The organism is Paenibacillus sp. 01T424, assembly GCF_056398745.1.
The window spans coordinates 181,071-197,060 of sequence record NZ_JBFTPZ010000001.1 but is presented as its reverse complement, the minus strand read 5'-3'; the positions used below and the strand labels follow the sequence as shown (position 1 = coordinate 197,060).

11 protein-coding genes are annotated in these 15,990 nt (G+C 42.8%); 10 read left to right on the top strand and 1 reads right to left on the bottom strand.

Annotated features, from left to right (window positions below):
- Nucleotides 1-292 precede the first annotated feature (292 nt).
- From AC1DPK_RS00710 to AC1DPK_RS00670, 9 genes are all read left to right on the top strand, one after another.
- Nucleotides 293-2,035, top strand: coding sequence for a sensor histidine kinase (locus AC1DPK_RS00710; RefSeq protein ID WP_441880295.1), 1,743 nt, complete (start codon nt 293-295; stop codon nt 2,033-2,035).
- Nucleotides 2,035-3,369, top strand: coding sequence for a response regulator transcription factor (locus AC1DPK_RS00705; protein ID WP_477508951.1), 1,335 nt, complete (start codon nt 2,035-2,037; stop codon nt 3,367-3,369). The genes AC1DPK_RS00710 and AC1DPK_RS00705 overlap by 1 nt, the downstream gene beginning before the upstream one ends.
- Before the next feature lie 116 nt (nt 3,370-3,485).
- Complete coding sequence (locus AC1DPK_RS00700) at nt 3,486-5,213, top strand: extracellular solute-binding protein (RefSeq protein WP_477508950.1); 1,728 nt, start codon at nt 3,486-3,488, stop codon at nt 5,211-5,213.
- A 90-nt stretch (nt 5,214-5,303) separates the two neighbouring features.
- A complete protein-coding gene (locus AC1DPK_RS00695) occupies nt 5,304-6,194 on the top strand; it encodes an ABC transporter permease (protein ID WP_477508949.1) in 891 nt (296 codons plus the stop codon).
- An 18-nt stretch (nt 6,195-6,212) separates the two neighbouring features.
- Nucleotides 6,213-7,100 (top strand): carbohydrate ABC transporter permease, encoded by an 888-nt coding sequence (locus AC1DPK_RS00690; protein ID WP_430060443.1) that lies wholly within the window; start codon nt 6,213-6,215, stop codon nt 7,098-7,100.
- A gap of 31 nt (nt 7,101-7,131) precedes the next feature.
- Nucleotides 7,132-8,394 carry a Gfo/Idh/MocA family protein gene (locus AC1DPK_RS00685; protein ID WP_076267644.1) on the top strand — a complete coding sequence of 421 codons (1,263 nt, stop codon included), beginning with the start codon at nt 7,132-7,134 and terminating at the stop codon, nt 8,392-8,394.
- A gap of 15 nt (nt 8,395-8,409) precedes the next feature.
- Nucleotides 8,410-10,071: a DUF4091 domain-containing protein gene (locus AC1DPK_RS00680; protein ID WP_477508948.1), complete on the top strand. Its 1,662-nt coding sequence runs from the start codon at nt 8,410-8,412 to the stop codon at nt 10,069-10,071.
- Nucleotides 10,072-10,106: 35 nt separating this feature from the next.
- Entirely contained in the window at nt 10,107-11,858 is a 1,752-nt protein-coding gene (locus AC1DPK_RS00675; protein WP_477508947.1) for a beta-galactosidase, read from the top strand.
- Nucleotides 11,859-11,989: 131 nt separating this feature from the next.
- On the top strand, nt 11,990-12,889 hold the full coding sequence (locus AC1DPK_RS00670; RefSeq protein WP_477508946.1) for a polysaccharide deacetylase family protein: 900 nt from the start codon (nt 11,990-11,992) through the stop codon (nt 12,887-12,889).
- 138 nt (nt 12,890-13,027) lie between these two features.
- Here the strand turns inward: AC1DPK_RS00670 and AC1DPK_RS00665 are convergent, their stop codons facing one another.
- Nucleotides 13,028-14,746 (bottom strand): alpha-keto acid decarboxylase family protein, encoded by a 1,719-nt coding sequence (locus tag AC1DPK_RS00665; protein ID WP_477508945.1) that lies wholly within the window; start codon nt 14,744-14,746, stop codon nt 13,028-13,030.
- A 297-nt stretch (nt 14,747-15,043) separates the two neighbouring features.
- On the opposite strand from AC1DPK_RS00665, the gene AC1DPK_RS00660 reads away from it, so the two are divergent.
- A complete protein-coding gene (locus AC1DPK_RS00660; RefSeq protein ID WP_477508944.1) occupies nt 15,044-15,916 on the top strand; it encodes a DMT family transporter in 873 nt (290 codons plus the stop codon).
- Nucleotides 15,917-15,990: the final 74 nt, after the last annotated feature.

The window sequence follows — 15,990 nt, the reverse complement described above, 5'->3', positions numbered from 1 at the left end:
GAACCAGAAGCCCGCGCCTCTACCATGGAAAAACCCGACCATTAAAAGGTCGGGTTTTTATTTGTTTTACGCCAAAAATTGGCGTGAACTCTAGGCTTTAAATTCAAAAGGTGGCTGGCATGGTTGAACTATCTATTGCGTCTAAATAAAATCTTGGTATGATTCCTTTATGAATGTTAACGGCAAAAGCCCTCCGTTAAGAAGTTGAACAATCTGTACCAAGTCTTTGTTATTCTGGTTATATTAATTAGCATCGAGAAGTTTTCCTAGATGGTGAAGAAGGGGATATCCTATGAAATTGCAGGCTGCCGGCAAAGCGAAGTGGTTCGTCTATCAGAAAATTGTCATCGTATTTATCGTGTTTCTTGTTCCCCTCATTTCGATGAATATTTGGGTCAATTACAAGGGCATGTCGTTTTCGAAAAATACAATGCTGGATTCCGCCGAAGCGGGAGCTTCTTTTTATGCGAAGCAGCTGGACAAGGAAATGTATTTTATTCGCAATCAGCAATTAGGCTTTATTAACGGTGAAGATTTGCAAAAGCTTAGCTTCAGGGGAGGAAGCCTTGGGAAATATGATGAGGTTAGACTCATTGAGCAAGTGAAGGATCGATTGAGCTTTCTTATGAATTCGAGTGAATACGTACTTAATGCAGGCGTTTATATTGCTTCAGAGGGTAAAACCATCTCGATTTCGAATGGGGTTACCAATACGCCAAATGATGAATACGAGCTTATTTCTAAGCTTATAGGCGTTGCAATTAAGCCCTCTTTTTACCTAGATGGTGATCGGATCTTCTTTATTGAAACGGCAAATAATGATGGCATATGGTCGTATATCGAAATTTCTAAAGTGAAGCTGCTCGAAGAGCTGCATACCATTACTACCCTCTATCAGGAGTCAGAGGTTTTGCTTGGGAGCGAGGGTCTGGGGAGTGTATTTGCGACGACGCAAGATGCGCAAGCTATTATTGTACAGCAACAGCTGGTTAAATTACCTAATGAGCAAGATGACAATATGTCCAAAATGGAGAAGGTAAACGGCATCCGTTATTTTGTTATCCATAATTTTGTAAGCTCTTTAAATCTGTCATTAATTATGTATGTGAATCAGAACGAGATCACTAGATCATTAAGCCAGTTTTATACGCTGTATTATTTGCTGTTCAGCATTACCATTATCATTCTTTTGCTTTATTCATTCTCCGTTAACGTCATGATCCATCGCCCATTGTCCAATCTAGGCAAGGCGTTTCGTATGATAGAAACAGATAATCTGAACTTAGTGATCGAATCCAAGACAAAGGATGAATTTCATTATTTATTTCAAAGCTTTAATCGGATGGCACATCGCTTGAAAGTTTCCATAAAGGAAAACTATGAACAAAAGATAGCGCTGCAGCACTCGGAATTAAAGCAGCTGCAATCTCAAATTAACCCTCATTTTTTATACAACAGCTTTTTTAACATTTATATGATGTGTAAGGTAGGCGACTCGGATAGTGCGGCGGAGCTCTCCCAAAAGCTGGGAAGCTATTATCAATACATTACAAGAAGCGGTTCTGATGAAGTGCTGCTTAATAAGGAATTTCAGCATGCGCTCGATTATTGTGAGATTCAATGTATTCGCTTTTCCAACCGCATTTCGTATGAATACACGGAGATTTCAGATCAATTGCATACCGTTTACGTTCCAAGACTTATCATTCAGCCGATCGTAGAGAATGTATTTGATCATGCCTTTGAAGATGGTACGATGAACGGAGTTGTCTATATTGGAGCCAGCTATCAGGATGATATCGTACGCATCACCGTAGAGGACAACGGCAGTTTATTAACAGATGATAAAATTGAGCAGTTGCAGGAGCAGCTTGCAGTCAAAACGAAGCAGATTGAGAAAACGGGATTAATTAACGTCAGCAATCGCCTAAAATTAATTTATGGAGCGGACAGCGGCTTATTTGTCTCCCGAAGCCAATACGGCGGATTAAAAGTGGAGCTTATCATACATCTTGAGAATAAGGGGGCACAATAATGTACCGATTGTTAATAGTAGATGACGAGCCTGTCATTGTGAATGGCCTAGTGCAGCTTTTTCAGGGAAACAAAGACTTTGAGCTGTATATATGCAAAGCCTATTCCTCTGGTGAAGCGCTTGAAATAGCAAAAAAGACGAAACTGGATATTTTGATCAGCGATATTCGTATGCCTCAGAAGAATGGCCTGCAATTGGTGGATGAGATGGTATACTATTGGCCCGCATGCCGAGTCATTTTTCTTACAGGGTATAGCGAATTTGATTACGTATACGAAGCGTTAAAGAAAAACGTAGAAAACTATATTTTGAAAACAGAAGGCATTGAGCCTATTTTCCAAGCGGTAAAAGAGGTAATAGGTAAGCTGGAAGAAGAGAAAAGCGTTAAGCTGCAGCAGGAGAAGGCGCAAAGACATATTCAAATCGCCGAGCCTTATCTAAAAAAAGAAATGATGGAAGCTATGCTTGACGGAGAGCCGCTTCCTTCTTTATTGACTGAGTCCATTTATGCAGAAGTGGAATTTGGCATTGCTGCTGAGCGCCCCGCTTTCTTCCTGGTAGGACAAGTGGATCGGCTTGAGGTTGAAAATTTAAAGGTGCTGGAATCGGTGCAGCGGATTTTTGACAATCATTTGCCGGCTTCCATAGCTAGAGAGAAAGCTATCTACAATGGCAGCTCACTTCTATGGATTCTTCAAGCGGATGAGGAATTATTGGGACGTTTTCGAGGGAATCAACCAGATGAGAATACGAAGGAGCAAGGCATCGCATCCTATATGAAAGGAATTCTTGAGCTTGTACAGAATGAATGCGTTGAGGTTCTCTCGGCTTCAGTTTCATTCGGCATTTCTGGAAATTTGTTAGGAAAGTGGGATACGCTCCATCTCCAAGTGGAAGCTGTTCGTGCAATGATTCAGAAAAGAGCGGCATTTGGCCAAAAAATGGTTATTGTTGATTACGAAAAATCGAATGCTTCTGAATCCGATATGAGCGGAGAGATGAAGCAAGAAGAATTTAAACAATTGCTTATCGAACAAATTCATCAATATGTTCATAACAATCTTTCTAAGGATGTGTCTCTAACGGCTATTGCGGACGAGGTGCATTTTAATCCATCCTATTTGTCTCGCTATTATAAGCAGATCACAGGGCATAATCTATTAGAGTACATTCAATCTACAAAAATGACCGTTGCCATCGATCTGATGATGAATACTTCCTTGAAATTAAATGAAATTGCGAGTAAGGCGGGTTTTGACTCGGCTTCGTATTTTACGACTTTTTTCAAAAAAATGACGGGTCTATCACCTCAAGAGTATCGAAATTCGCAATAAGTAAAAAATTCAAAAGCGATGTAAAAAAAGTGAAATTGAAACCGCTTTCCCTCTCGAAATATAATAAACACAGGGATCAGGGCTACTAACATTATCAAAAGGGGGAAGTGTTCCATATGAAAAATTATAAGACAATGAAGATGATTTTGTTGTTATCGCTGTCTGCTTCAGCCATTACAGCATGCTCCAGCCAAGGAAATGACAAAGGAAACACATCCACTTCTAAACCGTCAACAGAGAACAACCAGACTGAAGTCACTCCGCCAGATCCATTCGGTAAATACGCTGAACCGGTTACGGTTACAGAAGTGCTTGGATTTAATCCACCTGAGGATTCAAGAACGCCAAAAGGAATTACACCAGATCAAAATGCTTACTTTAAAGATTTAAAAGAGATGATGAACATCGAAGTGAAATATAAATGGACCGTGCCTTCCAGCCAATTTGAACAAAAGTTCTCACTTGCGATGGCATCGGGCGACCTGCCTGATATTTTGGAGCTGGACCCGAAAAACTTCGAAAAGCTGAAAAAGCAAGATATGCTCGCTGATCTGACAGAAGCATATGAGCAATATGCATCTCCTACACTTAAGAAATATATGGAGTCTGATGGCGGCTTTGCAATGAAGACTTATAACGCAGACGGCAAACAGCTGGCCATTCCAGCTTTTGAAGATCCATTCCTATCCACGCAGCTGCTTTGGATTCGGAAGGATTGGCTGGATAATTTGAACTTGCAAGCGCCTACGACAATCGATGAGCTGGAGAAGGTTGCAGAAGCATTTGTGAAAAACGATCCAGATCAAAACAAGCAAAATGATACTTATGGTATTTCATTGCAGAAAACGTTGTTTTTCTGGGGCTTTGATGTAAGAGGATTGTTTAACGGATTCGGAGCTTACCCATCCATTGGTGATGCTCAAACGGCTTGGATCAAAAATGGTGAAGATAAACTAATACCGGGCCTTATTCAACCTGAGGTGAAGACGGCACTTAGCAAGCTGCAGTCTTGGTACCAAAATGGCATTCTCAATAAGGAGTTTGCGCTGAAGGATGAGAACAAAGCAGTAGAAGATCTTACTTCGGGCAAGGTAGGTATTTCCTACGGAGAATGGTGGTACCCGAACTGGCCGCTTAATTTAAATATTGACAAAGATCCGAAGGCTGAATGGATTGCTGTTCAAATTCCAGGGCTGGACGGTCCAGCAAAATCACTCGTTCCGAAAATTCGCGCTGGCAAGGTTTTCGCTGTAAACAAAAAAGCGAAAAATCCAGAAGCTGCTATTAAAATGATCAACTTCTATATCGAAATGGGTAACAAACAATATTTAGAGAAAAACAAAGCCGAGAATGGTTATGTATACAACTGGTTTAATCCACGTATCTACAACCCGGCTCAAATTGAAACCATCTATACAGAAGTAAACAAAGCACTCGACGCTAAACAAACTGAAATTACGCTGGATGATGAGAACTACAAGAACGTGGCGGACGTATTCAAAGCAGGAACCGATTTCCTCGCAGGCAATACAAAAGATGCTTCCAAAGGCGTCAATTGGGGTCAATATTACAGCCGTGCAGCAAAAGATGGCGGCTGGGGAACGACGCGTAAAATTAAAGAAAGCGGAGCGTTTGTAAACAATGAATTCTATGGCCTTCCTACAAAAACACAAGTAGAAAAAGGTGCTCAGCTTGATAAGCTTATGCAGGAATCCTTTACAAAGATCATTATGGGCGCTTCCATTGATGAATTTGATAAGTTCGTTGCAAGCTGGAAATCGCTAGGCGGCGATGATATTACAGCAGAAGTTAATGCATGGTACGGCGAGCAAGCGAAAAATTAAATCTTAAATCAATCAAAAGCGGGAGAGACGAGTCGAGGAGTCGACAACTCCTCCCGCTTTAAAATTAGCAGCTGGTTAGGAGGGTCATCTATGAGAACGCTGAAAAAAGAATATGTACTACATTTGATGTTACTGCCCGGTGTTATCGCTACTTTGATCTATGCATACGGTCCTATGGCTGGCCTTGTGATGGCTTTTCAACAATTTGAACCATTATCCGGTTTTTTTAAATCTGAATTCGTAGGCTTTGACAATTTCCGTTACGTATTTGCGTTGCCGGATTTTGGTCAAGTGCTTTGGAATACGATCATTATTGCGATTTTCAAAATGATCCTGTTTTTGCTTGTTCCTCTTATTCTTGCGTTATTGCTAAATGAAGTAACAAGAAAATGGTTCTCAGGTTTCATTCAATCTGCCATCTTCCTTCCGTTCTTTCTGTCATGGACCGTGCTTGGCGGAGTCGTCATTGAATTGTTCTCGCTGAGCGGACCTGTTAATGGCTTGTTAACCGAAATGGGATTTCAGCCGATTATGTTTATGCTCGACAATGACTGGTTCAGAGGCATTGTCATTGGATCAGATGTGTGGAAAGGCATGGGCTACAATATGATTGTTATGCTCGCTGCCATTGTAGGCATCAATGCAACGCTTTATGAAGCAGCAGAGGTTGACGGAGCAGGCAAATGGAAGCAAGTGATGCACATTACGCTTCCAGGCATTTCCCCCATACTCATTTTGCTTGGCGTATTAAGCTTAGGCGGAATTCTAAATGCTGGCTTCGAACAAATTCTAATTATGTATAACCCGACCGTTTATGAAGGCGCAGATATCATTGATACATTCGTTTATCGACTAGGGATGTTCAGCCAGCAATTCGGACCGGCAGCGGCAATCGGCCTCTTTAAATCGGTCATTTCATTAGGGTTAGTATCCATTACCTACTATGCGGCTTATAAACTTAACAACTACAGAATATTCTAGAACGGAGGTAATACAGTGATACACAAACCATCAATCAGTAGAAAGCTTTTTGTCGTCTTCAATACGTTGTTGTTAACAGCTATCACGCTGCTTGGTATTATCCCGTTTATTCATTTACTCTCCATCTCACTTAGCTCGAATACGGCTGCGATGGCAGGAGAAGTTAAGCTTTGGCCTGTCGGCTTCTCCTTGGATGCCTATCAATACTTGGGAGAGAAGGTTGAGTTCTTCCGATCATTATGGGTATCCGTACAGCGGGTCGTGCTTGGGACGGCTGTTAATATGCTGCTTGTATTTATTACCGCTTTTCCGCTTGCGAAATCTAATCATCAGTTTAAATTTAGAACCCCTTATGTATGGTTCTTTGCGATAACGATGTTTTTCGGCGGCGGATTGATTCCTACGTATATCATTGTCAAAGATACAGGCATCATTGATTCGATTTGGGCGCTCGTTTTGCCGGGTGCTTTGAATGTATGGAATATGGTGCTCATGCTGAATTTCTTCAGATCCATTCCGAGAGAACTGGATGAGGCAGCGACAATTGACGGTGCGGGACACTGGCGTGTGCTTTGGCAAATTTATTTGCCTGTATCGCTTCCTTCGATCGCAACGATTGGCTTGTTCACGATTGTTGGGCATTGGAACTCTTGGTTTGATGGCATTCTTTACTTGAATTCACCAGAAAAGTACCCATTGCAAACGTATCTGTCTACATTAATTATGTCGATTAATGCCCAAATGTCTTCCATGTCTATTGAGCAGCTTAAAGTGATGGACAACTTAAGCGAGAAGACACTTCGAAATGCGCAAATCTTTATGGGTGCTTTGCCCATTATGCTCGTATATCCGTTCTTGCAAAAGTATTTTGTTAAAGGCATGACCGTAGGAAGCGTCAAGGAATAGATAGACTTACAACATCGAGGAGAGATTAATTATGAAAAAAGTAACGGTTGCCATAATTGGAGCGGGCTTGCGGGGTGTCAACTATTTGGAGTATGCTCTTGCTCATCCTAATGAGCTGCAAGTTGTAGCTGTTGCAGAGCCGGTTGCAGAGCGCAGGGAGAGCTTCCAAGCTAGACATAACATTGCAGATAATATGTGTTTTGAGAACTGGGATGATTTTTTCGCTATGCCAAAACTAGCCGATGCCGTACTCATCTGCACGCAAGATAAACAGCATTTTGATCCGACAATGAAAGCACTTGAGGCAGGTTATCATGTGCTGCTTGAGAAGCCGATGTCTCCCGATGCCAAAGAATGTTTGCTTATGGGAGAAAAGGCGTCTCAGTTAAATCGAGTGTTTTCGATTTGTCATGTGCTTCGTTATACGAATTTCTTCTCTACCATTAAAGAATTATTAGAAAAAGAAACAATTGGTAAATTAATGTCTATCACGCATAATGAAAATGTAGGGTTCTGGCATCAAGCGCATAGCTTCGTAAGAGGAAATTGGAGCCGGAAAGAGGATTCTAGTCCAATGATTCTAGCGAAGTCCTGTCATGATCTGGACATTTTGCTCTGGTTGGCTGGTTCGGAATGTGTTCGTGTATCCTCCTTCGGATCACTCTCACATTTCACAGCCGATCAAGCGCCGGCAGGAGCGCCGTTACGCTGCTTAGACGGGTGTCCAGTGGCAGACGAATGTCTCTACTACGCGCCTAATTACTATTTAACAGAGGATACGAATTGGCCAACTTCGGCAATTAGTAATGATCTGAGCTATAGTGCGCGTTATAAGGCGCTTGAGGAAGGACCTTATGGCAGATGCGTCTATCATTGTGACAACGATGTTGTTGACCACCAGGTTGTGAATTTGGAGTTTGCGAATTCCGTCACTGCAGCATTTACGATGAGCGCATTTACTAGAGATGTCAGCCGCACAATCAAGCTTATGGGAACCAAAGGTGAAATCCGCGGCGCCATGGAGAAAAATGAAATTGAAGTGATCCACTTTGGCAGCGGCAAGATTGAGCGAATCTCATTTGAAGATATGGGAGGTCATGTTGGCCACGGCGGCGGTGATATGGGTTTACTCAAGGATTTCTTAAAGCTGGTAAGAGAAGATGGCAAGAGTGAGGGACTTACCTCGGCAAGTCAATCCGTTCAAAGCCATTTAATGGCCTTCGCGGCGGAGCAATCAAGAGTAGATGGAAACAGCATCAATCTCAAAGATTTTGCAGAAAGCATTCTAATTTAAAGAGGTGCAAGATGTATGAATAATCCAGTTCAATTTGAGACGAAACTACTAAGCTCGTTGGCAAAAGTATTCGCAGATGAGACGCCAACCGAACAAACCTTTCAAAGCGCTTCTGCGCTTTTCGGCGAAACCTATTCCTTCCAAGTCGCATACACCTCAGATACTCTCTTAAAAAATATAAATGTAAACATCGACTCCGACCTTGCAGACCGTATTTTGATTAGGTCTGTTGGGCTGGCTCCTTCGGAGATGCCATGTTTCACAAATCCTGATGATAACGTCCTGCGCACGACACCGGGACTATATCCAGATCCATTATATGAGCTGAATCAACAATCCATTAATGCGGTACCTGAGCAGTGGCGTTCCATTTGGGTGAGCGTGGAGCTTGATGAATCTGTCGCTGCGGGTGTTCATTCCATTCAATTCTCCTTCCAATCAGAGGAAGGGGAGTCCTTAGCGGTATCCGATACATTTCAATTGACAGTCATCCCTGCTGCATTGCCCGCGCAGCAGTTAATTCACACGGAATGGTTTCATGTGGATTGTATTGCAACGCAGTACGGTGTCGAAGTCTTTAGTGAAGCGCATTGGACGCTTCTGGAACGTTATGTGGACGCGATGGTCAAGCACGGCATGAACATGGTATTGACGCCACTCTTTACGCCGCCGCTCGATACCCTTGTTGGAGGTGAGCGTCCAACTGTCCAACTGGTGAAAGTTGATGTGGAGGGAGATACTTATACATTTGGCTTTGATCAACTTACGCGGTGGGTAACGATGTGCAAGAAGCTGGACGTGAAGTACTTTGAGTTTTCACACTTGTTTACGCAATGGGGAGCAAAATGCGCTCCGAAAATTATGGGAACGGTACAAGGAGAAGAGAGAAAACTATTCGGCTGGGAGACGGATGCATCCTCTGAAGCTTATCGCAGCTTCTTGGATCAATTCCTGCCGAGTCTTGATCGCTACTTGAAAGAAAATGGACTGGATCAGCAAAGCTGGTTCCATATTTCGGATGAGCCGGACCTCAGTCAATTGGAATCCTATCAGGCTGCAAGCCAGATCGTGCGTAAGCATTTGTCTGATTATCCTATTATGGACGCGCTGTCTGATTTGGATATGTATGAGCGGGGTCTAGTGCAAAGACCGATTCCGGGGAACAATCATATCGAACCGTTTCTGGAGCATGGCGTTCCGGATTTATGGACCTATTATTGCTGTGCGCAGCATCAAGAAGTGTCCAATCGTTTTTTTAACATGCCTTCCTCTAGAAACCGGGTTATTGGGCTTCAGTTGTATAAGTTTGGATTGAAGGGCTTTCTGCATTGGGGTTTTAATTTCTGGTATTCGCAGTACTCCATCGATCAGAAGCTGGATCCCTATCGGTCAACGGATGCAAAGCTTGCGTTTCCTTCGGGAGATTCCTTCTTGGTTTATCCTGGCGAAGAGGGTCCAATTGAGTCTATTCGCTTGGAAGTTCTCTATGAGGCGATGCAAGACTTGCGCGCACTCGAGCTGCTAGAGCAGGAGATTGGCAAAGAACAGACGATAAAGCTGTTGGAAGAGGGTTTGCAAGAACCATTGACGTTCTCTGTTTATCCAAAGGGCAGTGGAGAATGGCTGTTAGCGACAAGAGAGAGAATCAATCAGGCTATAGCGAGTCATTATGCTTAATTAATGATTTAACTATTTTATAAGGCGGGAAATAAATGACTACATTTAATTATTCAGGATCTTCATTTTATTATAATGATCAGCCGATACGTCTTCTCTCAGGAGCTTTTCATTATTTCCGAACTGTACCTGAGCATTGGCAAGATCGACTTGCAAAATTAAAAGCCTGCGGGCTCAATACCGTGGAAACGTATGTCCCATGGAATCTTCACGAGCCGAAGAAAGGCCAATTTTATTTTGAAGGCATGGCGGATATCGTTCGTTTTATTGAGCTGGCTGGAGAAATCGGGCTGCATGTTATTGTTCGACCAGCGCCTTATATTTGTGCGGAATGGGAATTTGGCGGATTGCCATCTTGGCTGCTGGCGGACCCTGATATGCGCCTGCGCTGCTACCATAAGCCGTTTCTAGATCATGTAGATGCTTATTATGATGTGCTGCTTCCGAAATTAAAACCGCTTCTATGCACCAATGGCGGGCCGATCATCGCGATGCAGGTCGAGAATGAATATGGAAGCTATAGCAATGACAAACGCTACTTGATTCATCAAAAAGAAAGCATGATTGCACGTGGAATAGACGTTCTGCTATTCACCTCCGATGGACCTGAAGATGCAATGCTGCAAGGCGGTATGATCGATGGTGTTCTGGCAACGGTGAATTTTGGTTCTCGGCCAGCAGAAGCGTTCGAGAAGCTTAAACAATATCAACCGGATGCGCCATTTATGTGTATGGAATATTGGAACGGTTGGTTTGATCATTGGGGGGAGGAGCATCATACCCGTCCCGCTGAGGATGTCGCGAGTGTGCTTGATGAAATGCTTAGTCTGAACGGGTCCGTTAATTTCTATATGTTCCATGGCGGAACAAACTTTGGTTTCTACAACGGAGCGAACGGCCATACGGCGGATAGCTATGAACCTACGGTGACTAGCTATGATTATGATGCCTTGCTAAATGAATCCGGTGAACCGACCGCTAAATATTATGCGGTGCGCGATGTTATCTCCAAATATGTGGATGTACCTGCATGTGAATTGCCAGCTCCGATCGCTAGGAAAGCGTATGGACAAGTGAAAATGACCGAGCAAGCTTCATTAGCGGCTAATTTGGACAACATCTCTGCACCTATTTATACGGCATACCCTGAGACAATGGAAAAACTGGGGCAGGATTACGGATTTATTCATTATCGTACGTTTATTAGCGGACCACGTCCTAAAGATCAGTTTTTCTTGCAAGACGTGCATGACCGCGCACAAATTTTCATTAACGGACAGCCGGCTGGTGTTCTGGACCGCGTTCATACCGATGTGAAGATAGAATTTGAAGTGCCTGCTGAAGGAGTAGAGGTCTCTATCCTTGTTGAGAATTTAGGCCGAGTTAATTACGGACCTTATATGAAAGACCGGAAAGGGATTACCGAAGGGGTACGTTTTGGGCGCCAGTTCTTGTCGGATTGGACGACGTACACGTTACCGCTAACGGACTTATCGGGTTTGCAATTCGGGAACATCACGGAACAAACAGGTCCGAGCTTCTTCCGAGGAACGTTAATTGTGGATGAGCCATGTGATACTTTCCTTAGTTTGGAAGGGTGGACCAAAGGGGTCGTGTTTATCAATGGTTTCAATCTGGGTCGTTATTGGGATATTGGACCGCAGAAGAGATTGTATGTGCCAGGTCCATTATTGAAGCAAGGTGATAATGAGATTATTATCTTTGAATTGCATGGAACGACGGATAACACAGTTAGCTTCTTGGACCAACCTGATTTAGGCTCTTAAAATAAGACAACTATAAATTGAATTGAATAACCAGTATATATTGAACGGAAATAAATGACTTGGGCAAGGGCGTAGGCACAAATGTGCTTACGCCCTTATTCATGTTTCAACTTGTATTAGGGAGAGAGTAAATGAATTCTAAATTTGGATATAAAGAATCAGATCGATTATTAATTATTAATGCGGATGATTATGGAATAACATGGGGAACCAATGAGGCTATTCATACATTATTTCAACAGGCTGCCATTACCTCAACTTCAATAATGATTCCCTGCCGAGCAGCCAAAGAAGCTTTAAGCAAGGGTGATATTCAGACTATCGAGCAGGCCGGAATTCATTTGACATTATCAAGTTCAGAGCATCAAGGATATAAGCCTGTGTATCATGAGAATCCGCTCTACAGCCTTGTTAATTCAGTTAATGAATTCTTTACAGATATCGCATTTTTAGAGTCCAATGCTGATCTGGATGAGGTTAGGCTTGAAATGCGAGCTCAAATTACATATGCGATTTCTCAAGGGATTGATCCCACTCATCTTGACAGTCATGCAGGGAGTATCTTTGGTCTAAACACAGGACGTGATTTTTTGGATATAGCATTAGATTTATGCCAAGAGTATCAACTGCCCTTTAATTTCCCTAGAAGAATTCTAATGCAGCCGTTTATAAACGAAGAGCAAAAGGAGAGGTTTTCCGAACGAATTTCTTCAGCGGACAGGCGCGGTATTTTCCTCATTGATGATATCATTTCTCTTCCCTATTGCCTTAGCACGAATGAAGAGCACGAGACGGTGAAGGCGCAGTTTGTATCCATGATCAAAAACCTAAAGTCTGGTATCACCCAGTTAACTGTTCATCCGTCTATCATTACTGATGAACTGAAGCAATTAACAAACTGTTATATGGAAAGGGAAATTGAATTCCGCTTACTCTGTGATTTGGATATAAAGCAGCTCTTCCTAAAGGAAAACATCAAGCTCATTTCGTGGAAGGACATTCGTGAACTACAACGTTCAATTAATGGGTAACAGCGTATTGTTTAACTCTGATCATTCCATAAATAAAGTTGAAGCCCGATAGCTTGGTTCTAGAGTTTATCGGGCCTCATAATCAGAATATTTACAGTGTTTATGAAGGAAGAAGAAGCAAACTAGATGCTGCTTTTTCTAGTTTTGGCTGCGTTGTTTCTCCTGCATTTCCAAATAATTGCGCATCCGGCGCATATTTTCTGGTGCGTCCATAGGGTCAGCGGCTATCATTTCGATGATACAGAGTCTTCCTGTACATTCCCTCTCCGCTTGAATTATAGCCTGATCAAGCTCTCCATAGGTTCGTACTGTCACGGCAAACGCATCGCCTCCAAACACTTCGGCAAGCTTAGTGTATGACCAGCGCGGAATTTTGTTATATTGCTGATTCTCTGTTTTGACATTTAAATATTTCTCGATTGTGTAGCCATCGTTGTTCAAGATGAAGATAATAGGCTTGCATTCATAATAGAGCATGGTGCTAATCTCTTGGGCTGTCAACTGCAAGGAGCCGTCACCTGTAAATAACAACACCCGCCGATCAGGTGCAGCGACGTTGGCACCGTATGCGGAAGGTGTGGCATAACCGATCGCCTCCCAGCCACCTTGCGCAATATATGTTGCATTGCGCGGCAGTCTCACCTGCGCCATCCCGTTGTAAAACGTGCCGGTCTCGGCGACCACAATATCCCCTTCCTTCAGCAACTTCTGAAAACGCGGGTAATAATTGGCCGCAGTTAGTGGGTCACCGGCACTGCCAGTTATTTGGTCGTATGGGAATGTCGTTTTTCCCGCTAAACCTTGGCCTATGTATCCAATATTCTGCACCGCAAGCAGCATGTCGGCTGCTAATACATTCGGATATTCCGCTTCTGCGACCTTGACCATGCCCGGTTGAATATTGATAGTCACGAGCGGGTTTAGCTTCGCAGTGAAGTTCGCGGTATTATTGTCCGCCCATACCATGCCTACTGCAATGACACAGTCTGCATTTTCTACTGCGGTTTGGACTTCAGAACTTCCGAATGAACCTTCGTACATCCCAATATAATTCGGATGGGTTTCGTCAAATGCCCCTTTGCCGAACATCATTGTTGCAACAGGTACGTTCATCGCATCGGCTAGATGCCGAACTGCGGTTACGAGGTCGAAACGCATGGTTTTGACATCAACCAAAATGATCGGCCGATGGGCACGCTCCAGCAGTTGGCGGGCATGTTCCGTTGCTGCCTGAAGAGTTTTCAGATTGGACATTGGACGCGGGGGTACCGGCTCACTTCGTGTCATGATCGGCATGGTCACTAGATCATCAGCCACAACGAGGTACACTGGCTTTTTCTTTTCCTTCGCAATACGAATGGCGGCAGGGATTTCAATCTCAGCGTTTTCCGGTGTCAGTACTGCAGTATAAGCCGTAATCTGCTCGTACACTTTGTGGAAGACGTCAAAGTTTCCATCCATTAGAGTGTGATGCATCAGCTTATGTTCCTTTTGATCCTTATCGGGAGGCGCACCTACTATATGAATTAGCGGCACATGCTCGCTGTTAGCTCCTGCTATCGCATTACAAGCACTAAGCTCTCCGACTCCAAAAGTCGTAATAAGAGCGGATATGCCTTTAACTCTTGCATAACCATCCGCCGCATAACCTGAGTTTAATTCGTTCCGTCCACTCATAAACCGGATGCCGTTATAGCGCTCCAGCGTATCCAATAGTGTAAAGTTGTAGTCTCCAGCAACGCCAAAAATTTCGGTAATGCCCTCCAGCTGTAGACAATCGAACAAGTACTGGCCTACTGTTTTTTGAGTCGTGCGAGTTTGCAGGTTAGCACTGCCAGCCGCTGTCATCGTTTTCATTTTCCGCTCACTCCCAATTCTTATCAGTCTGATCCTGTATAAGATTCCCATTTCATTGGACTGGTTATTCACTAAGGGTTTTTCTCATACGCTGGTACATCGTTATAATTAAAATAGGTAATAGCCTTATCAAAAAAAATCATATAAAATAAAATTACTCTTTTGAAAGTGAGCTGAAGACAGATGATGTGGTCACCACTCTTTGAAAACGATGTACCTGTAGTTATTCTTCCTTAACGGTAGAAAACTACAACTCCGTTAAGGACAGGAACTGTCTAGGAAAACGGAGGGTACAAAATGAAAAACACTTTATTAGGTTCTTTATATTTATCACTCGCAGCTAGCATTTGGGGCGGGATGTATGTTGTTGTAAAACATGTGGTAGACTTTGTTCCACCACTTGAATTAGTGTGGATTCGTTATGTAATTGCGATTTTATCATTGCTATTTATTGGCGTTGTAACGAAACAATCATGGCGGATTGAAAAGCGTGATTTATTATTAATTTTCTTCATTGGACTTATTGGAAATACAATTTCTATCATTACCCAAGAAGTAGGTACGATGCTTTCTACAGCACAAATGGGTGCTATTATTACTTCAACGACACCAGCATTCATAGTGCTATTTGCACGTATCATTTTAAAAGAAAAGATCACGTTTAAAAAAGCAATTTCAATTATTTTAGCAACAATAGGGGTAAGCATTATTGTCGGAAATGCCAATATCGATTCATCCCTACAGCTTGGTGGTGTATCACTGCTTATTGCCGCCCTTACTTGGGCGCTTATGTCTGTTCTTATTAAGCGGGTACCCAGGAACTATTCACAAATTGTTGTAACTTTTTATACAACCCTTGTAGCCATTGTTTTACTTACACCTTTCACCGTTACTCGATTGCCGGAGCTTGATTTTCAAGCCTTGATGCATCCATCTATATGGGGCGGACTATTGTACTTGGGAGTTATTTCGACAGCCTGTGCCTTTTTACTGTGGAATCGTGGGCTGCAAATGCTTAATGCTTCGAGTGGCGGATTATTTTTCTTTTTCCAACCTATAGTTGGTGCTTTTTTAGGCTGGCTATTGCTAGGTGAACAAATTGGCTTATCATTTTGGATAGGTACTATACTCATTTTTATTGGTTTGTTATTAGTCATTCGCGAAGAATGAATCGAAAAAGCTGATCAGCGCTATTGCCGATCAGCTTTTTTTTACTGTGAGAATTCCTTTTTTTTATCCGCAGG